We start from the raw sequence: 19,250 nt of genomic DNA, 5'->3' as shown, positions 1-19,250 counted from the left end.
GGCGTGGATTCGTTCCCAGACAGTATGGCCACTTTCCCGGATTTTATGGCCGTGCGAGGGACTGATTATCCTGGATGAACAAGCTGGGCTTCCGCGGTACGGATAATGTCCGCGACCCGGCTTTCGAGCTCGAAAATGTCCCGTTGCCGCTCGATGATTTGCCGGGAGAGCGCGTTCACGGACGCGAGGAATCCGGCGGCCGATTTGGCGTCGCGCTTGCCGATGGATTGCGTGAAGCTCTTCCATACCGTCCAGCGGCTGTCCTTGGGGGCGGTCAAGGCGCTCTTGGCCGCTTTGATCCGGGTCTGGACGGGGGAGACGGCGGACAGGGTGTTCCTCACTTTCTTCATCTTGGCGGCCGCGGCTTTCTTGGCTGCCTGATAGGCCGTGTCCTTGTTCTTGATATCCTGGCGGGCGAGGAGCACGGGCAGCTTCAGGCTTTCCACCTGAGCGTTAAGGAGAGCCGTCAGGGTCTTGTTCTTCAGCTTCCGGGCCGCTTTCAGCCCGTCATTGGCCGAGCGGTACAGATCGAACAGATTCTGGTGCTGTTTCTTCGTCTGCTCGACCGTCAGCTTCAGCTTGGCGATCTTGTCCGCGTCGATGAGCGGGATCCGTTTGCGCAATGCCGCCATCTCGTCCGCGCTGCGGTAATGCAGGTCGGAAATCTTCTGCTCCCAGTCCCGGCTCGACACCCGCAGCGCTTCGAATTCCGCGAACTGCTGCTTGAGCTTCGTCCCCAGCGTTTCGTCCGCCGCCGCGACCGAGCGGTCGAAAGCCGTCTTCTGGTAGGCGGTGAAGTCCGGAGAGGCGGCGAGTGCAGGGCTCGCGGCCGCGGCGGCTGCCGCGACGAGGAGAAGCGGAGCCCACAGCCATGTCTTCCAATTGAACCTTGCCATATTCGATAACCCCTTCCCGGCGCCAAACGCGAAAAAGCACCCGCAAGCCAGGCGATTCGCCTTGGCTTACGGGTGCTTCCCGATGCGCGCTCGTTTATTTTCGTCCACTATAACCCGGCCCGGCCCCAAGTGTCAAGAGAACAGACTCAGGCAATGAACCCTTTATGGCGTAAAGAAAGCAAATTATAAACCGAGAGAATGACCCACATGAACAGAGTCAAGTAAATCAAGCCTTTCCAAACGACAAAACAGCGGGAGAGCGACTTCCGATCCGCGCGCGTCAAAACCTGGTCCGCTCGTTTCCCGAGAAAAATGAACAACGGGAATACGGTCAGGAAATAGCGCATGAAGCCGTGGGACGGAATGTTAACCGGCTGGATCAGGACGGAGCAGAGCGGCATCAGAATCAGTCCGAACGTATAGATCGGCTCGGACCAGCTTACGTCTTCCCCTTTACGCTGCCTCCTTGCCGTCGAAATCAAATAATCAAGGAAGATGCCGAACAAGATCAGGTGAAAGACGATGATGGGTTCAATCAGACCGTAATCCCGAGCTTGCTTGATAAACGTCAATATGTCTTCGTAGATCGGGAAGAACGGAATCGTGGAATGTCGCCCGTAATCGGGTGCCATCACCTTCAAAAACAACAAGGGATCGCCCTTCGCGATCCACAGATAAACCGGATAGACGGAAAACATCAAACCGCTGGCGGATGCCCAAGCGAAGTCCCGGACATCCCCCTTCCGGCGGATCATTCTTTCCAAGAAAAAGGCCAGGGGAATCCAGATTCCGACGATTCGGGTGAGCGCGGCCAATCCTCCGACGACATAAGCGGCCCTCCTCCTGCCTCCCTCCCATAATCGAAAAGCGAGTAAAGCGAGGAACAGAAAGAAGCTTTCGGTATAGAAAGCGCTGAAAAAATAAGAGGAGGGGAAAAACGCCAGAATGGAAAGCGTCAGAATCTTCACCCGTTCGCTGAGCCCTCTCCTGTCCATCAGCCGGTAGAAAAGCCAGAGCGAACAGGCAAAGAAAAGATTGGACAAAACGAAGCCTGCCCAATAAACGTCCGCGCCAAGCAGGTCGACGACCCCTTTGACCAGAAGAGGGAACAGAGGGAAGAACGCGGCCAGCCGATCCTCCGCATAGCCTTCCGATACCATTTGCGCATAGTTATACGAATCGTAGTAAATAAAGCGGTCGAGGACCGGATTCGCCAATTGAAACTGATGATCCAGATAATGGATCCGGTCCGGTTGACCGACGGCAAGAAACAGAAAGATTAGCAATCTGCTTCCGGCAAACAGAACGAACGTGACCTTGAGGGCTCTCATCATTACGCCACAAACCCCTTATTTCGCAAGATCATAAGGAATAAAGCGGAAAACAGCAACCAGACGACCAGGATCAAATAATGAACGGATCTTCTGGCTAGATAAGAGCGATCCGTGCGGTTCAGCCACAGGTACCAACGTTCCCCTAGAAACAGGAAAAGCGGGAAAACGGCCAAAATATATCGCATGAATCCATGGGACGCGACATGCATGGTCCTTACGACGATGGAGGACAAGGACATCGCGACGAGCCCCGAGGTGTAGATGAACTCGGACGAGGCCGCGCTGCCGCCCGCTAGATGAGAACGAAGGACGGAAACGAGATACCAGACGAAGAGGATGAACAAAATCAGATGGAACACGGCAATCGGATTCACCCAACCGGTCGCCTTCCATTTCTCGACGGCCCAAACGACGTCTTGATAGACGGGATAAAAGGGAAGGGTCGAATACCGTCCGAACGAGGCTGCCTGCACCTTCAGAAACAACAAGGGATCGCCTTTCGTTACCCACAGGTAAACCGGATAGACGGAAAACATCAACCCGCTCGCGAATGCCCCGGCAAAATCCTTGACGTCCCATTTGCGGCGGATCCCCCTTTCCAAGAAGAAGGCCAGCGGTATCCAGATCCCGACGATTCGGGTAAGCGCGGCCAATCCTCCAACGAAGTAAGCGGCCCCCCTCTTGCCGTCTCCCCATAATCGGAAGGCGAGCAAAGCCAGGAACAGAAAGAAGCTTTCGGTATAAAAAGCGCTGAAGTAATAAGAGGAGGGGAAAAAGGCCAGGAGGGACAGCGTAAAAAACCTGACTTTCCCGGGAATCCCCTTCTTCTCCATGAGACGTTCGAGCAGCCGAAGCGAGGCGATAAAGAATAGATTCGACAAGAGAAAGCCGGCCCAATAGACATCCGTTCCCGTGACGGCGGACAACCCATGGACCACCAGGGGAAAGAGCGGGAAAAAGGCGGTCAGCCGGTCTTCCGTGTAGCCTTCCGAGGCGATCTGCGCGTAATTGAACGAGTCGTACAGGATGAAACGGTCAAGCAAAGCCGGTTCGAGTTGGAGCTGATTGTCCGTGTAATGAGCATGTTCGGGCTGGCCGACGGACAAGATCAGCAAGATCAATACCCGGCTAACGGCAAAAAGCAGCAAAACGGTTCTCCAAGCTTTCATTCGGAACGCCCCCGCAGGTCCCAAACCAGTCCATAGCTTCCCTTAAAAACCGGCTTGGGCAATTGGCGAACGACTTCCTTCAAGGCGACGAGCTGCAAGGTGTTGGCCGATGGATCCGCATCCGCCATCGGAATGATCAGATAATCGGGCTTGTCCGACCGTACGACATCCATCAGATATTCGGACCGAAAGCCGTTCACGGAACGCTCGAACGCGGTCCAGCCGTGCACGCCCCGGGTAGGGTCCAGGATGAAGGGGTCGAACCGGCCGTCCGCCAGCACGTCGCCACCCCTGAACAGGACGTAACCGGAAGTTGTATACGTGGACAGCACTTTGGGCCGCTCCGAAGAAGGGAAGGCTTGCAGGATGTAATCCATTTCTTCCACCGGATACTTCGAGGCCGGATCCTTCACGTCCTGAAACATTTGCGCCGTGAAATTCACGGCTAATCCCAGGGTGAGCAGGGGCAGCACGACTTTGGGCCGGATGTAAGCCTCCGGGCTTCCGAACAGCTGCAGCCGCTTGAACCGGTCGATGGCCGGCGCCGCATAGTAGGGCAGGAAGAGCAGCAGGAACAGGAACTGCTTGTAGCTCGATAATCCGAGATACATCATGCCGATAAAGAGCAGGAAGCGAAACGGCCGGAACGGACGCTGCGTCAGGCTGTACATGGCGGACAAAATGAAAAGGATCACGCCCGCGAAAGCAAATCCGTCACCGGAATACGAGATAGGCTGCCACTCGTTGATCCATTTGGTGAAAGGGCTGTTCGATAAGGCGGCGAAATAAGTCAAGCTCCTCCAGCCCCCGAAATTCGCCAGTCCGCCGGCGATCACCCCCGCGGCGGCAAGCCAGTCGTACCGAACCAGCTTTTTCGACCAAGCGTTGTCCAGCATGTGCATGGTCAGCAGCACGAATACAACCGGCCATACGCCCGTATGGACGTTCGCCAGGACCCAGGACAGAAGGCCAAGCACGAGCGCCTTGCCCGCTCCGGCATGCAAGGCGAACCGCCTCAGCCAGACTGCGAACCATACGACCAGTCCGGCCGAGATCATTTGCGGACGAATATGGAAGTAAACCAGATAGATGAAATAAAGAAGAAACGGAAGAACAACATACACCAAAAAAGGGTGCATCCGGGGGAGGTCCATCTCCTGTCTGGAAACCTCCATCAACCGATACAACCCCCATGCCAGAAGAAAAACGGAAAACAGCGTAAAGAGATGGATAGCCTTCCATTCTCCCGCGTTATACAAGCTCCCGACGATCAGTTGGAAACCGACCTCATGCGGCACGTACGGCAAGCTCTCTCCGGCGAACGTATGGATCGCCGTGTCGATGACCCTGTGCTGCCGGATCATCTCCTTGCCGAGCTCGATATGCCAGTAGGTATCGGGATCGCCCCGGGAGACGCCGGCGTCCATGAAAATGAATAAGGCAACAAAAACGGCGGCGAATAGGCCGAATACGATGCTTTGACGGCGGCTCTTCACGTTCATAGAGTAGGGGGCCCTTTCCGCGGGTTACGTCTTCCGGCCGATCGCGGCGATCGAAACGCCGAACGGCAGTTTGGCGAACTTGAGCAGATGTCTCTCGCTGGACAAGATGCCGGCAAGCAGCTTGTTGAGCACGGGAGAGGGCAAGGTCAAGTCGTCGGATTTCGTGGTTGGTCCGAGTCTCCTCTGCAGGATCCGAACAAGCGCGATCACCGGAAACAGCCAGGTATTGAAGTAGCTGGCATGGATCGGGCGAAGGCGGCATTGCCGCATTTTATCGGTCAGCTCCCGCAATCGGTACCTTCTTTTGTGATGATGGGATTCGTCGTGGCGGCTCCACAAGAAAGAGAAGGCGGGTACGGTAATCAGCAGGCTTCCGCCCGGCTTCAGCTTCGAGGCTAAAGTCCGAAGCGCGCCGACATCGTCGTCGATGTGTTCGAGCACGTCGAGCAGAACGATGAGGTCGAACGATTCGTCGGCAAACGGAACCCCGTCCGGCAAGCTGCCGACGTATACCGATTTTCCGCTCTTCCACCTGGCGATTTCCGCCGCCCCGCGGTCCATTTCGAGGCCCGAGACCTCGCAGCCGAGCCGGGAGAGAAGGCCGAGGTTGCCGCCCGTTCCGCAGCCCGCGTCAAGGATGCGGGAATCGGAGTCGAGAGGCGTAAGCCGGGTGTGCAGAAGGCTCTCGATGATGTTGCGCCGGCCGGCGAACCACCAATGTTCTTGCTCCAGGCGGTCCATCTTCAGGTAAATCGATGGCTCCATCTATTGAACCCCCTCCAGTCGAGGTCTCTCCCTGCCGTCATCCCAGCCTGCCTTGTCTTGCACGAAGTACAGCGGCCGGCGTTTCGATTCGTTGTAGATGCGGCCGACATACTCCCCGATGAGGCCCATCGTCGTGAGCTGCACGCCGCCGAAGAAGAGGATCGCGACCATCAGGGAAGGGTAGCCGGGAACCGGGTTGCCGTGGATCAAGGTCGTGAGGAAGAGCCAAGCCGCAAACGCGATGGCGAACAGGGAAATGCCGAAGCCCGCGTAGGTCGCGACTTGCAGCGGGAGGAAGCTGAAGGACGTGATCCCTTCGACGGCGAAATTCCACAGCTTCCAGTAGTTGAACTTCGTCTTGCCCGCGTATCGCGGCTCCCTCCGGTACGTAATGCTCGTCTGGCGGAAGCCGACCCAGCTGAACAGTCCCTTCATGAACCGGTGCTGCTCGCGAAGCTCCGTCAGCGCGTTCACGACCCTCCTCGACATGAGCCGGAAATCGCCGGTATCCTTCGGAATCGGAATCGGGGTCAGCTTCTTGATGAACCGGTAAAACAAATGCGCCGTCACCTTCTTCACCGAGCTTTCCCCGTCCCGGCGGGTACGGGTCGCATAGACGACGTCATAGCCTTCTTCCCATCGGGAGAGCATTTCCAGAATGACTTCCGGCGGGTCCTGCAAATCCGCGTCGATCGGAATCACCGCTTCGCCCCGGCAATGGTCGAGACCGGCCGTCAAGGCGATTTCTTTGCCGAAATTGCGGGACAAATCGATGATCTTGACGCGGGAGTCCTTCTCCCGCAGTCCGTAAAGCTTGTCCAGCGTGTCGTCCTTGCTTCCGTCGTTGATGAAGATCAATTCGCAAGCGTAGCCGGACGGGTTCATGACCCTGGTGATGCGAGCGTAAAATTCCATGATGTTGGGGCTTTCGTTATAGACGGGCACAAGGATCGAAACCAATCGTCCCTTTACCGCTTTCCTCATGAAAACCAACCCCGCCTTTGATTGTCGATTTCAGTTCTTGGCGAATTGAAGGAATTGAATGGCCACCGGCCCGAGAAGCACGATGAAGATCGACGGGAAAATAAAGAGCACCAGCGGGAATAGCATCTTGATCGGCGCCTTCATCGCCGCTTCCTCCGCACGCTGCTTGCGCCGTTCCCGCACTTCCTGCGATTGGACGCGAAGCACCTGCACCATGCCGATCCCCAGCTTCTCGGCCTGCAGAATGCTGCTGATCAGCACCTTGAGCTCCTCCAGCACGACGCGGTCCCTCACGCCGGACAGCGCCTCCCGCCGCGTTCGGCCCAGGCGGATTTCCTCCAGGCATCGCCGGAATTCGCCCGGAAGAACGCCGTCCTTCTTGGACACGAGCTTGGTCAAGGCGGCGTCGAAGCCGAGTCCGGCCTCCAGGCTGACGGTCAACAGATCCAGAACGTCCGGCAGCTCGCGCAGCGCAAGCCTGGAGCGGGATTTCGTCTTTGTCTTCAAATAATGGCCGGGAAGAATAACCGCAATCAGCATCCCGCATAGCACCGCGAAAACGGCCCCGCCAAGTCCCAATCCGGCGGCAAGCGCGTAGAACAGAAAGAGGGCGGGCAGCGCGATGCATAGTGCCGCCTGCGCGATTCGGAAATCGACCGGCGACATGCCGAATGGCTGGCCGGCCTGCAGCAGCCTGAGCTCGATTTTCGCAACCTGCCGCTCTTCCAAGGTTTTGCCGAAGCCGCGGCGGAATTCTTTCCACACGGGAAGCAGCAAGCTCCGCCGCAGAGGGGGTTCCCGTCCGGCTGAGGCATTCGGGCGGATTTCCGCGGTGCCTCCGGTAATATGGCTTAACCTTCGTTTAAGCCGGTCCTGCCGTTCTTCGCGAAGAACGAAAAAGGAATAGACCAGCAGGGTGACCGTCAGGCAGAAAGCGACATACAGCATTCGTCACACCTCGATCGTCGTGATTTTACGGATGAGGATGAATCCGATCGTGCCCGAGACCAGCCCCGCGACGACCATTCCGATCCCGATGGGATGCGAGAAGAGCGAGCCGATGTAGGAAGGATCGATCAAATAGAGGACGAGCCCCAGCGCGAACGGCAGCGCGCCGATGACGACCCCGGAGATTCTTCCTTGCGCGGTCAGCGTGGTGACTTGGCCTTGGATGCGCACCCGGTCGCGAATGGTCTGGACGATCGTCTCGAGAATGACCGCCAGATTGCCGCCGATCTGCCTTTGGATCAAGATCGCCTGAATCATCAGATCCAGATCCTCGCTGGGCATCCGTTCCTTCCATTCGGTCAGCGCATCCTCCATCGAGGTCCCGTACTGCATCTCCTTCAGCACGGTTTCCGCTTCTTCCCGAACGGGGCCTTCCGATTCGTCGACGACGGTCTTCAGCGCCTGAGCGAAGCTGAAGCCTGCGCGGAGCGAACCGATGACCGTCGTCAGCATATCCAGGAGCCCGTCGTTGAACGCCTGGATCCGCGCGCGCCGCTTCCGGCCGATCCACCACCGGGGCAGGAGGAGGCCGGCAACCGCACCGACGGGAAGCAGGAGCCACTGGCCGGACAAGAGATAGAAGAAGCCCCCGCCCAGAGCCGTGCTGATCCATTGAAAGAGAATATATTCCTCCGGCTTCAGCGGAACGCCGGCGAGTCTGAGCATGTTTTCGAGCCGCGTGCTTTTTTTCTTCGTCAGCACGCGTTCGCGAACCGTTCGCTTGTAGAGCTGCATGCGGACGAGGAGATTGAACTTCTTTCGGTTCAGCTGCTTTTTGTCGTTCAAATCCAATAAACGGTTGAGCCGTTTGTCCAGCCGCTTGTTGGACAGAAACAGCAATTGCAGCACCGCGGCGAACAGCAGGAAGCTGCTCACCGCGAACATGGCCACGAGGATCCAGATCATGGCGGCTTCACCCCTCTTCGATAAACACGGACGCCGGAATATGGATGCCCGAGGCTTCCAGCCGCTCGTAGAATTTGGGGCGCACGCCCGTCGGCACCAGCCGGCCGATGATCTTGCCGCGCTCGTCCACGCCCTGCTGGCGGAAGGCGAATATATCCTGCAGGACGATGACGTCGCCTTCCATCCCGAGCACTTCGGTGATGTTCGTGATTTTGCGGGATCCGTCCTTCAATCTCGACTGTTGGATGATCAGATCGATCGCTCCCGCGATCTGTTCGCGAATCGCCTTCACCGGCAGATCGATCCCGGCCATGAGCACCATCGTTTCCAGGCGGGAAATCATGTCCCTCGGGCTGTTCGAGTGGCCCGTGGCCAGCGATCCGTCATGGCCCGTATTCATCGCCTGCAGCATGTCGAGTGCCTCGCCGCCGCGCACCTCGCCGATCACGATACGCTCCGGACGCATCCGGAGGGAGTTCCGCACGAGATCGCGGATGCTGATCGCGCCTTTGCCCTCGATGTTCGGGGGTCTGGATTCGAGCGACACGACGTGCTCCTGCCACAATTGAAGCTCGGCCGCGTCTTCGATCGTCACGATGCGTTCGTGGCTCGGGATGAAGGAGGACAGCACGTTGAGCGTCGTCGTTTTACCGGAACCGGTGCCCCCGCTCACGAAAATGTTCAGCTTCGCCTTGACGCAGGCTTCCAGGAAGATCGCCATGTCGCGGGTGACCGTGCCGAAATCGATGAGATTCTCGATCGTGTAAGGATCCTTGGAAAACTTCCGGATCGTGATCGTCGGTCCCTTCAGCGCAAGCGGCGGAATGATGACGTTCACGCGCGATCCGTCGGGCAGCCGCGCGTCGACCATCGGACTGCTCTCGTCGACGCGGCGCCCGATCGGCGATACGATTTTCTCGATAATGTTCATGACGTGCTCGTCGTCCCGGAATTGAACGTAGGACAGCTCGATTTTGCCGCCCCGTTCCACGTATACCTGGCTCGGTCCGTTGACCATGACCTCGGTGATTTCCGGATCCAGCAGCAGGGGATTGATCGGACCGAAGCCCGTCAAGTCATGGGTCAGCTCCTCGACCACTTTTTTCCGGTCGATCTTGCCCCGGAACGACTCGTCTTCCGAAATGATCTGAATGGCCATGGCATCGATCTTCGGAATGATGGCCTCGACGTCCCCGTCCTTCAAATCGTTCAGGATTTGTTTGTGCAGCTTGTTTTTTAGCTCTTGATGCTTGGAGATTTGCGCGGCCTGCTCTCTGGGGCGCGTGTCGGTGCCGCGGATTTGCCTGAAGGTCGTGAGCAGATCTTTCTTGGGCGGAAGAGCCCCTTCGGAAGGATCGGGGGCAGCCGCTTCCGATTCCGCTTGGACCGTTTTGGCTTGTACTTTATCCAGAAGACTCATGGGCGACCTCCCTCGGAGCGATTCTTTCGTGATTGGAAAGTAAAGGTCAAGCTTTCGACGTTTTCCGGAAAATCTGCTGAATGAACGAATTCGGCTTCGGCTTCAAGGCGGATATTTCCCGCCGGGTGACGAGCATCTCCGCCATCTTGAACACCGCCTTCGCCAAGTCGGATTTCCCTTGGTTGGACACGAAAGGAATCCCGATGTTCAGGGACTGCGAGACGAGATGGAATTCGTTCGGAATGAAGAAGGCCGTCTCGAAGCCCAGGATCTCCGGCACCTCCGATGCCTTGATCACGCTCTCCATCGTGGCCCGGTTGATGACCAGATGGATTTTGTCCCGGTATCCCAGTACTTGGAGCGTATCCAGCATGAGCTTCGTATTCTTGATGGCGGTCATTTCGAGCGTCGTCACCATCAGGATTTGATCCGCTTTCTCGATCAGTTGGAGCGTATGTTCGGGAAGACCGCCGGCGCTGTCCACGATCACGTAGTCGAATTGGGAGAGCAGCAAATCGCAAACGCGGTCGATGACGTTCGGCTTGATCAAATCGGCGTATTCCGGACGTTCCGGGCAAGCCAGCACCTTAAGGCCGCTGTTGTGATGAATGAGGAAGCCGGAAAGCGCGTATCGGTCCATGGCGTCTATGTCTTCTACGACGTCTTTAATCGTGAAAGTAGAATGAAGATCGAGCGCCAAGGCGATGTCGCCGAATTGAAAATCGCCGTCCAGAAGGCAAATCTTCACGTTTTTCTTCGTGAGGGCGACAGCCAGATTGACCACCATGGCCGTTTTCCCGATTCCGCCTTTGGCGCCGCAGACGACGATCAATTCGCCCCGTTTTCCGTTCGATGATTCATCCGTCAGCTTGTGTGCTTGGGTCATTGCCTTATCCTCCCGTACCCTATTGCTTGCAGCCGGTCCCGGCGGATTACTTCTTCGCTTGCGTTTGTTCCTTCAAGATGCGGCTGTGCAGCATCAAGCTGATGGTGCTGTCCGCATCCTCGTCGGCGTTGATCGCGCGGATCCCGTCCTCAGGCGAAAGCTCCAACGTCACCTGCGAGTATTCCGTATACGGCGTTTCCGGTTTGGCTTCCACCATGCGTCTCCCAATGGCCAGGACATGAACGTTTTCCAACAGGACTTCGGAGTTCAGCTTTTGCGCGGCTTTGTCGTTCTTGTTCACGACGAGGTCGACATAATCGCCCGGCTCGATCAAGTTGGACACGGATTGCACGATGTTGACTCCGATCGAAACGGCGCGGTACCCTTCCCGTACTTTTTTGGAAACGAACAGCGCTTCCTCCTCCTGGGTTTTCAAGTGGTTGGGAAGCAGAACCTCGCCGGCCGTCAGGTTGGAAGCCGCGATCTTGCCCTCCGCGTCCTGCGGGTTTTTGAGCGCTTGGGACAATACGCCGCTTTCCGGTATTTGTTTGATCTCGAGCATGCCTGCGGAAATTCTCGTATTGGCGGGGATTTCCTGCTTGGCCGCGACGACGCTGACGACTTTATCGTTCCGGAAGGCGGGGGTCTCTTTGGTTTTTTTCATATAATTAAAAAAGAGCACCGTCGTGGCGACTCCCATGAGAAGAGCCGCGATCAAAATGAGTTTGGATCTCATCGTTGTCACCCGTCCTAAGCGATTTGTGTGAATGGATTTACGCGATCAGCTTGATGGCATAGGCGCCTCGATTGTCGGCGCCGGGCTTGACGAAACCCGTGTCGGCGTAATTGAAAAAGACGCCGTAAATTTCCGTGTCCGTCTGAGACATCGGAGCTAAAACGTAAAAATAGGCGAAGCCCGTGACCCGAATTTGTTTGAGCTGCGAGGAGGTACCGACGGGCTCGTAGACGGGAATGAGCAGGATTCGCGGAGAATCCCGGTTGGGAAGCGTGCCCGGCTGCGTATAATCCCAGAGCGGGTAAGGGTCCGAATCGATCCGAAGCTTTACGCCGTCCCGGGTGGCTCCGGTGATGTTGCCGGTTTGGGTGTAGATTTGGTCATTTACGCTGATGATGTCTTTGTATCCGTATTTCAAGTTGTCTTCATAAGTACTGGCGCCGTTTCCGCCGAGGGCCAAGACTCCGAAATAACCGGTATCCGAACTGCCGCTGTCGACCCGGAGCCGGTACGGAGTGTTGACGTGGAGGACGATGGATCTGTCGATTCCGAGGGGCGCCGCTCCTTGCGCGCTGCCCATCGGCTGGATTTGCGCCGCCGCCTGCACCTTGACCGAGACGCTCTTGTACCCGAGCAGTCCGCTGAACGAGAGCGGCACCTCTTTCTTCAGAAACACGCGAACGGTGGAATTCATCTGAATCTCGGTTTTCGTCTTGCTGGACAGCTCATGATGCCGATCCAGAATATCGTCGACGACGGCCTCGACCTTCGACTGTTCGCCCGTCAGTTCCTGGGCCCCGGACAATGCCGCCGCATTGGCGGTCTTTTGCAGCTGCATTTTCGCCACATACACCGTGCCCCCGTCTACGACCAGACCGGCGGCAGCCAGCATTAACGTGAAAGCGAAACCGACGAGCACGATCGTGCTTCCCTGTTGTTCGCGCATCAGCTTCCTCAAGATTCGAACCATCATCGGGCAACCTCCTTATTCCACCCGAATCGTTGAATTCGTTGAAAGAACCGGGGCCGGGATGATCTTCGACATCAGCGGGGTAATAAAGGGAAGGGGGCATGAGAGCGAAACGGTCACGTTTTGCCCCGATTTACGAGTCGAATCCTGCGGCGTAATCGTGACGGTCAGTTTGGAAGGATCGCCAATCACCAAATGAGACTTGGCGTAATCGGTGATTTCCGCATCCGTTTTACCCAACCCGCCCAGTCTAACCGCTTCCTGCGCCGTCATATTGAGGCTCGAATACGCGAAGAGAAGTCTGCCTAAATCCACGATGCCGCATATGAGCAGCAATAGCAGCGGGAGCACGAGGGCGAACTCGACGAGCGACTGCCCTTTTTGATCTTTGATCATCCCGCTCCCCATCCTTTCAAACCTAAACAAATGACGGCTCCTCCCGCGATAGCAACGCCGTATGGATACGCTCCGGACGTCCAGATGCCGCCTTCCCATCTCGGCAGCATCCGAAACTGCAAGCATATAAACGTATAGCCGATAAACCGAAGCCTCTCCCGGATCCCTTTCTTGAACAAGACGATTCCAAGCGCGATCGCGGCTCCGAACAGGGCCATGTAGACAGACGTCTCGAGGACGAACCCCGTTCCTTTCAGCGCGCCCACGAGAGCCAGCAGTTTCACGTCTCCGGCACCCATCCCGCCCAGCAGATAAGGAAGGAGCAAGATGCAGAGCCCCGCGGCGAATCCAAGCAGGGAAAACACCAAACCCGCCCGGCCTTCGGTGAGGGCGTGCACGCCGATGGCCAAGACGACAGAAGGGAAAATCACGACGTTGTAGATTTTCCGGCTCTTAAGGTCGGTGATGACGCAAACCGCCAAAACGAACAAAAGCAGCCAATCAGCCCACACGACGGTTCCTCCGTTTCGAACGCTCGGACAAGTAAAACGGCTACGCCGTCCTTTTCGGACGGATAGACGTTTTATCGGAGGTGATTCAGAAAAGGATTGCGGATTTTATACTTTCTGAATCACTAAAAAGAAGGCCATACGTTGAATCAACGTACGGCCTCTTTCGCGGGAGTCGCGCCGATCAGCCCAATCCGGCAACGCCGTTGCTAATGGTGTTGTTCGCTTTCGTAAACAGGGCGGTAATTTGGCCCCTGAGCGCGATCAGGATCCCGACGACCGCGATCGCGATCAGGCCCAGGACGAGACCGTATTCCGTCATCCCTTGTCCTTGCTCGTTCGTTACCAGCGCCTTCATTTTGTTCATCATGGGAGTTCCTCCTAATAGGGTTAAACCCTCTCTGATTGGTTTTGGGCAGGTTGAAAGATCACGGTTTGTCCGACTTTCACTTCTTCCCTTGCCAGCGTCCCTGCCGGAAGCTCGACCACCGAACGGGTACCGGGAAAAGCTTTGCCGATGGTCCCCGTTCCGAGACGATGCTCGATGCCGGTGATTTGACCGTTCTCGTCCAAATGCAGCACATCGATCGGGTAGTTCATCAAGAAGGAATGCACCGATTTGCACGTTCGAATGTGGAGGCCGCATCCTTCGGGCAGCGATTCGGTCAGCATAAGCCCCCGCAAGCGCTTCCAGAAAGAACGCGCTTCGCTCATTTGGGAAGCCAACTGGCGGCCGCTTTCCCGAACGGTCAGCTTCATTCGACGATTTCACCTCCCCGCATGGTCGGATAGCCCAGATTGACCCGAAAGTGGGCACAAAAAAAACGCCCCCTGAATCTTTCGGCAGCTGGCTGGCGTAACGCGCCTTCATCGCGTCCTTAGCCCCTGTAGCTTTGCGTCCCCGGCTTTCGCCGGGTTTGCTATTGTCGAGATTCAGCGGAGCGTGTCGTCCGCCGATCCGATCTGTTGACTCCATCATAAGGGGCCGCCCGAATGTCCGGTAATCCGACGTCATGACCAATTTTCAGAATATTCTTTTCGCAGTTTCCCATCCTTCCGTCATGTGTTTCAAGTGGGAGGTAACTAGTCCGTAAGGAGGGGTGGAAAAAGAAAGACCAGGGAGCATAGCCCTGGTACGCTTGCGTGAATTAACAAAAAATTCTTAAAATATTTAAAGTTAGCTTTTTCTCTCGCATATTGTCTATCTGTCACTTTAGACAGGGGCGAATATTCCCAAGGGACTACCCCTTGGAAGCGCGTTGTCCTCGGCAGGGGCGCTACAATTCGGTTCCCACGCCTTGCAAACGGGCTTGCTTCACCAGGAGGGAGGCAACGGCCAAATCGAAGACCGCCATGCCCATAGGGCTGAACAGGACCGTCTCGGCCGGGGGAATCCCGTCAAGCGCCTGCCGGCACACCAAGTCGGCAAGCGACAAGGTTTGCTGCCGGGTCAGTCCGGTTTCCCGATGAAGGAGCTCGATATCCGTGTTTTCCCGGCACACCTCGTCCCAATCGTCGACGACGATGGCTTTGAGCTCTTGCAGCGCGCTGGCTCGGTAGTCGCGGAGGGAGACGTGCAGCAGCAGGTTGCCCGCCGGCGGAATCCTGTCGATATAGCGGCTGGCCGACACCGTGCAAGTGATGCAGACCCGGCATCCCTCGTAAGCCTCTTCCCAGCGGGAAGCCGCCGTCGTCCGTTCACGCCAGCCGTCGGGGACGGAAGAGAGATCGACGCCGCGGATATCGTAAATCGTGAAATGTTCGATCTTGTTTCCAAACAAGCCGATGCACATGTCCATGTGCGACCGGCCTACCGGCCCCCAACCGATGATGGAGACGCGGAACCGTTCTTCCGGACGGGCTGCGCGGAACTTGCGGAGCACCACGCCGCTAACGGCGGCCGTCCGAAGCTGGTTGGCCATGCCGCCGTTCAGCATCGCGTAAGGCTGGCCGGTATCCGCCCGGTTCAGCACGATGACGCCGTGCGCTCTCGGAATTCCGCGCTCGAGGTTGGCGGGAAAGCTGGCGATCCATTTGATGCCGGCTACGTCGAAATCCCCGCCCAAATAAGCGGGCATGGCGATAATCCGGTTGCGCGGGTCCCCGTAGCGCAAATACGGCTTGATCGGCTGCGCGTAGTCGCCCGCGTCCGCCACGCGCACCGCCTGCTCGACGCAATCGGTCAAGGCGGTCCAACCGGCTTCGAGCGACCGGATTTCAGTATCGTTCAAGATAAGCACCGGAATCCTCCTCAGTAGCGGCAACTGCCGGCGTGCGGCCGAATTGCCGAATCACCCATTCGTCCGAATAAACCGTATCGAGATAACGTTCTCCTCGGTCGTGCAGGATGACCGCGCACACCGCCCGGTCCGGCAGTCGGGGCAACATCCTCCGAACCGCCTCCATGACGCCTCCGGAGGAGGGGCCGGCCAGGATGCCCTCCCGCAACGCGAGCGCCCGGCATCCCGCAACCATGTCCCAGTCCGACACGCAGACCGCCTCATCCCAGAAGCGGTTTTGCCCGAACGGCGGCACGATGCCGGCTCCCATGCCGGGGAACCGCCGTTTTCCGTGCGCGCCGCCCAGGATGGCGCTCGTCTCCGAGTCCACGGCCACGATTCTGGCGGACAGTCCCCGCTCCCGCGCGTACGCGGCGCACCCCAGCATCGTCCCGCAAGTGCTCACGCCGCCGAACACATAATCCACTCGCCCCGCTTCCTCCACGATTTCTTTCATCGTTTCGCTCTGCGACCGCCAGTTGTTCTCGTTGCCGTATTGATTGGGCCAGAAGCTGCCCGGCAGCTCCGACAGCAGCTCCTGCACCCGGTTCAGCCGCGCGGGCAGAAACTCGCCGGTCGCGGGATCGGGCTGTTCCACCCGGTCGATCTCGGCGCCGAATGCCCGGAGAATGTCGAGATTGGCCTGAGCCGTCCTAGGATCGACGACGCAGATGAATTTCAGCTTCAACTGGGCGCACACGACGGCGAGGCTGATCGCCGTATTGCCCGAGCTTGACTCCACGATCACCGAGCCCGGAACGATCCGGCCGGTGCTCCAGGCTTCGCGGATCATGCGCAGGGCGGGGCGGTCTTTGGCGCTGCCGCCCGGGTTCAGAAGCTCCAGCTTGGCGAGCACCCGGATGCCGCGGGAATTCGCGAACAGGTTCGGAAGCTCGACCAGCGGGGTCCGGCCGACGGCGGACAGGATCGACGCTGTCATCGGGAACCGGCTCCTCCGTAATGGATTTTTCGCGTTTTGATGCTTTTCGGTTCCTTCTCCGTCTCCCCGGCGGGCGCGAGTGAGACTTCGATTCCATCCAGCAGGCCGCCTCGGATCATGGCTCCGATCTCCGGGATCCGGCTTTCGATCCCTCTCCGGATGGCCGGCAGCTGCCGGGATTTGAGCGAGGGACTCCGAAGCCGGACGGCAAGCTTGCGGCCGTCGATCTCGACGCGGATTTCGGCGTCGTCCGAGAATTGCCTGACCGCTTCCTCGATGTCGTAGAGACTGATCTTCTCCCCGTGTTTCAGCTCGGGGCCGATCCGTTTGACGATTCCTTCGAACGAATGCCGGGGGACTCCGCCGATTATCTCCGTCCGGAAATCGCGCACCACGTCGTAGGTGACGTAACGGACCGCGGGAAACGCGCCGCGGACGAACGAGGTCAGCACGAGAACTCCTTCGCCGGGCGGCAGCGGTTCGAAGCCTTCTTCGAGCGCCTCCGTTCCGACGCACTCCGCGTGCAGTCCCTCGGCGACCAAGTAACGGCCGAGTTCATGGGAATACGAAGCGATCGTCCCGATTTCGATGGAGCCGTACGTATCGAGAATGTCCGCGGGCGCGATGCCGAACCGTTCGGCGATCTTCTTCTGCCAGGAAGGGGGAGCGATTTCGCCGACGAGAATGATTTTGCGGACGCCGAACCTCTCCGGCCGTCCCGCGGCCCGAACGATCCGGTCCAGGATGGAGGGCATCGTGTACAGCAGGTCGGGCCGGAATTGGTCGATTTTCTCCAAATGGCGTTCCACCGGAAGCTCGAAAGACACCGATTCGCCCTGTACGCCCATGCGGTAAAAGACGTCCAGAGCGGTGCCGGCCGCATGTCCGGTGCCCATGTCCGCCAAAGCCCGATGGATGGGAACGCCGCCCGCGATCAGCCAAGAGAGGAACATCTGGGCTTTGATATCGACATACCAACGTTCGTCCTCTTCCGAATAATAAATCGTTTTGCGTTTGCCTGTACTGGTACCCGAAGTGGAATAGGAATGGAGCGGCAAGCCGAGGGCCGGATCCGGAGGAGCGGCGTAATAATGCTTCTCCAACAAGCCGGCGGTGAGAAGCGGAGGCAGAGGCAAGCCGCCCGCTTCGTCAAGGAGCCTCGCGTACCAAGGATAACGCCGGGCGGTTTCGCGCGCCTGCCGCAGCACGCTGCCGGAGTCAATCAACATCGAGCACCTCCTCTTGTACTGACCCTTCAGCATATGAGGGGGACAGGACAGCATGTTCGGGACGGATGCCGCTCAGGGACAGAAGCCAGGTTCAGATTCGTCCCCGCGCCATTATGATGAACCGATGGAAAGGAGTGGGGAAATCAATGGCGAAACCTTCGCGGAACGCCGGCAACAAGTGGACCAGACATGTGGTTTTGTGGAAGTATTCGAAGCTCACCGGCCATGTCCCGGAAATGAAGCGGATGACCATGTCCAGTCTCATCTCGATGTTGGAACGGCATGGGATGGTTTACGTGAAGCCGGTCTCGGGTTCCATGGGAATAGGCGTGATGAAGGTGGAAAAGTTCGGGAAGAGGGGAATCCGGTACCAGTCGGGGAAACTTCGGAAGTCTTTTCCCGACATCGAGTCGGGGTACGCTTCGCTCCTCCGCGCTTCCAAGGGCAAAGCTTACATGGTCCAGCAGGGAATTCATCTGGCGAAATACCGGAAACGGCCGTTCGACATCCGGCTGATGGTACAGCGGAAACCGAGGAGCGGCTGGACGGTCACGGGATGGGTTGGGAGGCTGGCCCATCCGCGGAAGATCGTGACGAACGGTAGCCAAGGGGGCACGATCTACCCGGTTCGCGTTCTGCTGCCGAAAAGCGGGAGTCTGATCAAACGAATGAAGCGGGTCGGCATTCTATGCGCGCGCAGGCTTCATGCCCAATACCCGGGCGTCATGCAGTTCGGACTCGACATCGCCGTCGACCATAAGCGGCGGCCCTGGATTCTAGAGGCCAACACGAAGCCCGACCCGTGTCCCTTCACCAAGCTGCCCAGCCGCCGAATGCTCAAACGCATCATCCGTTACGGAGCGGCATGGGGCATCCGCTATCGGCTCCATTGCGTGAAAGCCCGACGGGGAGTGTAGGCTCCGATAAGCTTCTCACGATGCGATATCACCGGTTAATATGAGGCGCGAATTGGAATAGTGTCGCAGAGGCACTATTTCGCGGGATTGCGGGAGCGCGAGGCGAAATAGTGTCGCAGAGGCACTATTTCGCGGGAACGCGGGAGCGAGAGGTGAAAAAGTGTCGCAGAGGCACTATTTCGCGGGAATGCGGGTCAACGGCGCAAAATCGTGTCGCAGAGGCACTATTTCGCGGGAATGCGGGAGCGCGAGGCGAAATAATGTCGCAGAGTCACTCTTTCACGGGAACGCGGGAGCGAGAGGTGAAAAAGTGTCGCAGAGGCACTATTTCGCGGGATTGCGGGTGAGAGGCGTGAAATAGTGGCGCAGAGGCATTATTTCGCGGGATTGCGGGAGCGCGAGGC

20 protein-coding genes and 1 riboswitch are annotated in these 19,250 nt (G+C 57.9%); of the genes, 1 reads left to right on the top strand and 19 read right to left on the bottom strand.

The genetic code is table 11. The features are described from left to right. Nucleotides 1-65 precede the first annotated feature (65 nt). The 19 genes from GE107_RS15930 to GE107_RS15840 all read right to left on the bottom strand — a co-directional run bounded on the left by GE107_RS15930 (nt 66) and on the right by GE107_RS15840 (nt 17,929). Complete coding sequence (locus tag GE107_RS15930) at nt 66-896, bottom strand: hypothetical protein (RefSeq protein ID WP_219640976.1); 831 nt, start codon at nt 894-896, stop codon at nt 66-68. Between the two features lie 146 nt (nt 897-1,042). Beyond that, nucleotides 1,043-2,230: a glycosyltransferase 87 family protein gene (locus tag GE107_RS15925; protein WP_219640975.1), complete on the bottom strand. Its 1,188-nt coding sequence runs from the start codon at nt 2,228-2,230 to the stop codon at nt 1,043-1,045. After that, nucleotides 2,230-3,399 (bottom strand): hypothetical protein, encoded by a 1,170-nt coding sequence (locus GE107_RS15920; protein WP_219640974.1) that lies wholly within the window; start codon nt 3,397-3,399, stop codon nt 2,230-2,232. The genes GE107_RS15925 and GE107_RS15920 overlap by 1 nt, the downstream gene beginning before the upstream one ends. Next, nucleotides 3,396-4,901, bottom strand: coding sequence for a hypothetical protein (locus GE107_RS15915; protein ID WP_219640973.1), 1,506 nt, complete (start codon nt 4,899-4,901; stop codon nt 3,396-3,398). Before GE107_RS15915 ends, GE107_RS15920 begins: the two co-directional genes overlap by 4 nt. A 24-nt stretch (nt 4,902-4,925) precedes the next feature. Then, nucleotides 4,926-5,666: a class I SAM-dependent methyltransferase gene (locus GE107_RS15910; RefSeq protein ID WP_219640972.1), complete on the bottom strand. Its 741-nt coding sequence runs from the start codon at nt 5,664-5,666 to the stop codon at nt 4,926-4,928. Then, nucleotides 5,667-6,650, bottom strand: coding sequence for a glycosyltransferase family 2 protein (locus GE107_RS15905; RefSeq protein WP_219640971.1), 984 nt, complete (start codon nt 6,648-6,650; stop codon nt 5,667-5,669). It lies immediately after the preceding gene. Between the two features lie 30 nt (nt 6,651-6,680). Next, on the bottom strand, nt 6,681-7,598 hold the full coding sequence (locus GE107_RS15900) for a type II secretion system F family protein (RefSeq protein WP_219640970.1): 918 nt from the start codon (nt 7,596-7,598) through the stop codon (nt 6,681-6,683). Nucleotides 7,599-7,601: 3 nt separating this feature from the next. Continuing rightward, nucleotides 7,602-8,564, bottom strand: coding sequence for a type II secretion system F family protein (locus GE107_RS15895; RefSeq protein ID WP_219640969.1), 963 nt, complete (start codon nt 8,562-8,564; stop codon nt 7,602-7,604). A gap of 7 nt (nt 8,565-8,571) precedes the next feature. Beyond that, the gene (locus GE107_RS15890) at nt 8,572-9,984 is read right to left on the bottom strand and encodes a TadA family conjugal transfer-associated ATPase (protein ID WP_219640968.1); all 1,413 of its coding nucleotides are present in this window, start codon (nt 9,982-9,984) and stop codon (nt 8,572-8,574) included. Between the two features lie 46 nt (nt 9,985-10,030). Further along, on the bottom strand, nt 10,031-10,870 hold the full coding sequence (locus GE107_RS15885; protein WP_219640967.1) for a CpaE/TadZ family protein: 840 nt from the start codon (nt 10,868-10,870) through the stop codon (nt 10,031-10,033). 46 nt (nt 10,871-10,916) lie between these two features. Further along, nucleotides 10,917-11,606 carry a Flp pilus assembly protein CpaB gene (gene cpaB / locus GE107_RS15880; protein WP_219640966.1) on the bottom strand — a complete coding sequence of 230 codons (690 nt, stop codon included), beginning with the start codon at nt 11,604-11,606 and terminating at the stop codon, nt 10,917-10,919. Nucleotides 11,607-11,643: 37 nt separating this feature from the next. After that, complete coding sequence (locus GE107_RS15875; protein WP_255570525.1) at nt 11,644-12,579, bottom strand: pilus assembly protein TadG-related protein; 936 nt, start codon at nt 12,577-12,579, stop codon at nt 11,644-11,646. 12 nt (nt 12,580-12,591) lie between these two features. Next, nucleotides 12,592-12,972: a TadE/TadG family type IV pilus assembly protein gene (locus GE107_RS15870; RefSeq protein WP_219640965.1), complete on the bottom strand. Its 381-nt coding sequence runs from the start codon at nt 12,970-12,972 to the stop codon at nt 12,592-12,594. Next, complete coding sequence (locus GE107_RS15865) at nt 12,969-13,484, bottom strand: A24 family peptidase (protein WP_219640964.1); 516 nt, start codon at nt 13,482-13,484, stop codon at nt 12,969-12,971. Before GE107_RS15865 ends, GE107_RS15870 begins: the two co-directional genes overlap by 4 nt. Before the next feature lie 181 nt (nt 13,485-13,665). Further along, the gene (locus GE107_RS15860) at nt 13,666-13,851 is read right to left on the bottom strand and encodes a Flp family type IVb pilin (protein ID WP_219640963.1); all 186 of its coding nucleotides are present in this window, start codon (nt 13,849-13,851) and stop codon (nt 13,666-13,668) included. A 20-nt stretch (nt 13,852-13,871) separates the two neighbouring features. Next, nucleotides 13,872-14,240: a DUF192 domain-containing protein gene (locus GE107_RS15855; protein WP_219640962.1), complete on the bottom strand. Its 369-nt coding sequence runs from the start codon at nt 14,238-14,240 to the stop codon at nt 13,872-13,874. A gap of 80 nt (nt 14,241-14,320) precedes the next feature. Next, nucleotides 14,321-14,413: riboswitch (cyclic di-GMP riboswitch) on the bottom strand. 345 nt (nt 14,414-14,758) lie between these two features. Further along, complete coding sequence (locus GE107_RS15850) at nt 14,759-15,721, bottom strand: 2,3-diaminopropionate biosynthesis protein SbnB (RefSeq protein WP_219640961.1); 963 nt, start codon at nt 15,719-15,721, stop codon at nt 14,759-14,761. Then, nucleotides 15,699-16,700: a 2,3-diaminopropionate biosynthesis protein SbnA gene (gene sbnA, locus GE107_RS15845; protein WP_219640960.1), complete on the bottom strand. Its 1,002-nt coding sequence runs from the start codon at nt 16,698-16,700 to the stop codon at nt 15,699-15,701. The genes GE107_RS15850 and sbnA overlap by 23 nt, the downstream gene beginning before the upstream one ends. After that, entirely contained in the window at nt 16,697-17,929 is a 1,233-nt protein-coding gene (locus GE107_RS15840; RefSeq protein ID WP_219640959.1) for an AMP-binding protein, read from the bottom strand. Before GE107_RS15840 ends, sbnA begins: the two co-directional genes overlap by 4 nt. Nucleotides 17,930-18,075: 146 nt before the next feature. On the opposite strand from GE107_RS15840, the gene GE107_RS15835 reads away from it, so the two are divergent. Further along, nucleotides 18,076-18,846 (top strand): YheC/YheD family protein, encoded by a 771-nt coding sequence (locus GE107_RS15835; protein ID WP_219640958.1) that lies wholly within the window; start codon nt 18,076-18,078, stop codon nt 18,844-18,846. Nucleotides 18,847-19,250 lie beyond the last annotated feature (404 nt).

Source organism: Cohnella sp. CFH 77786 (assembly GCF_019400745.1).
Lineage (GTDB): Bacteria > Bacillota > Bacilli > Paenibacillales > Paenibacillaceae > Cohnella.
Note: the sequence above shows the minus strand (reverse complement) of the source record. Positions and strands in the feature narration are given on the sequence as shown.

Excerpts from the sequence above, each read along its gene's own strand:
- GE107_RS15930 (WP_219640976.1), bottom strand. The coding sequence starts at position 896 with ATGGCAAGGTTCAATTGGAAGACATGGCTGTGGGCTCCGCTTCTCCTC.
- GE107_RS15925 (WP_219640975.1), bottom strand. The coding sequence starts at position 2,230 with ATGATGAGAGCCCTCAAGGTCACGTTCGTTCTGTTTGCCGGAAGCAGA.
- GE107_RS15920 (WP_219640974.1), bottom strand. The coding sequence starts at position 3,399 with ATGAAAGCTTGGAGAACCGTTTTGCTGCTTTTTGCCGTTAGCCGGGTA.
- GE107_RS15915 (WP_219640973.1), bottom strand. The coding sequence starts at position 4,901 with ATGAACGTGAAGAGCCGCCGTCAAAGCATCGTATTCGGCCTATTCGCC.
- GE107_RS15910 (WP_219640972.1), bottom strand. The coding sequence starts at position 5,666 with ATGGAGCCATCGATTTACCTGAAGATGGACCGCCTGGAGCAAGAACAT.
- GE107_RS15905 (WP_219640971.1), bottom strand. The coding sequence starts at position 6,650 with ATGAGGAAAGCGGTAAAGGGACGATTGGTTTCGATCCTTGTGCCCGTC.
- GE107_RS15900 (WP_219640970.1), bottom strand. The coding sequence starts at position 7,598 with ATGCTGTATGTCGCTTTCTGCCTGACGGTCACCCTGCTGGTCTATTCC.
- GE107_RS15895 (WP_219640969.1), bottom strand. The coding sequence starts at position 8,564 with ATGATCTGGATCCTCGTGGCCATGTTCGCGGTGAGCAGCTTCCTGCTG.
- GE107_RS15890 (WP_219640968.1), bottom strand. The coding sequence starts at position 9,984 with ATGAGTCTTCTGGATAAAGTACAAGCCAAAACGGTCCAAGCGGAATCG.
- GE107_RS15885 (WP_219640967.1), bottom strand. The coding sequence starts at position 10,870 with ATGACCCAAGCACACAAGCTGACGGATGAATCATCGAACGGAAAACGG.
- cpaB (WP_219640966.1), bottom strand. The coding sequence starts at position 11,606 with ATGAGATCCAAACTCATTTTGATCGCGGCTCTTCTCATGGGAGTCGCC.
- GE107_RS15875 (WP_255570525.1), bottom strand. The coding sequence starts at position 12,579 with ATGATGGTTCGAATCTTGAGGAAGCTGATGCGCGAACAACAGGGAAGC.
- GE107_RS15870 (WP_219640965.1), bottom strand. The coding sequence starts at position 12,972 with ATGATCAAAGATCAAAAAGGGCAGTCGCTCGTCGAGTTCGCCCTCGTG.
- GE107_RS15860 (WP_219640963.1), bottom strand. The coding sequence starts at position 13,851 with ATGATGAACAAAATGAAGGCGCTGGTAACGAACGAGCAAGGACAAGGG.
- GE107_RS15855 (WP_219640962.1), bottom strand. The coding sequence starts at position 14,240 with ATGAAGCTGACCGTTCGGGAAAGCGGCCGCCAGTTGGCTTCCCAAATG.
- sbnA (WP_219640960.1), bottom strand. The coding sequence starts at position 16,700 with ATGACAGCGTCGATCCTGTCCGCCGTCGGCCGGACCCCGCTGGTCGAG.
- GE107_RS15840 (WP_219640959.1), bottom strand. The coding sequence starts at position 17,929 with ATGTTGATTGACTCCGGCAGCGTGCTGCGGCAGGCGCGCGAAACCGCC.
- GE107_RS15835 (WP_219640958.1), top strand. The coding sequence starts at position 18,076 with ATGGCGAAACCTTCGCGGAACGCCGGCAACAAGTGGACCAGACATGTG.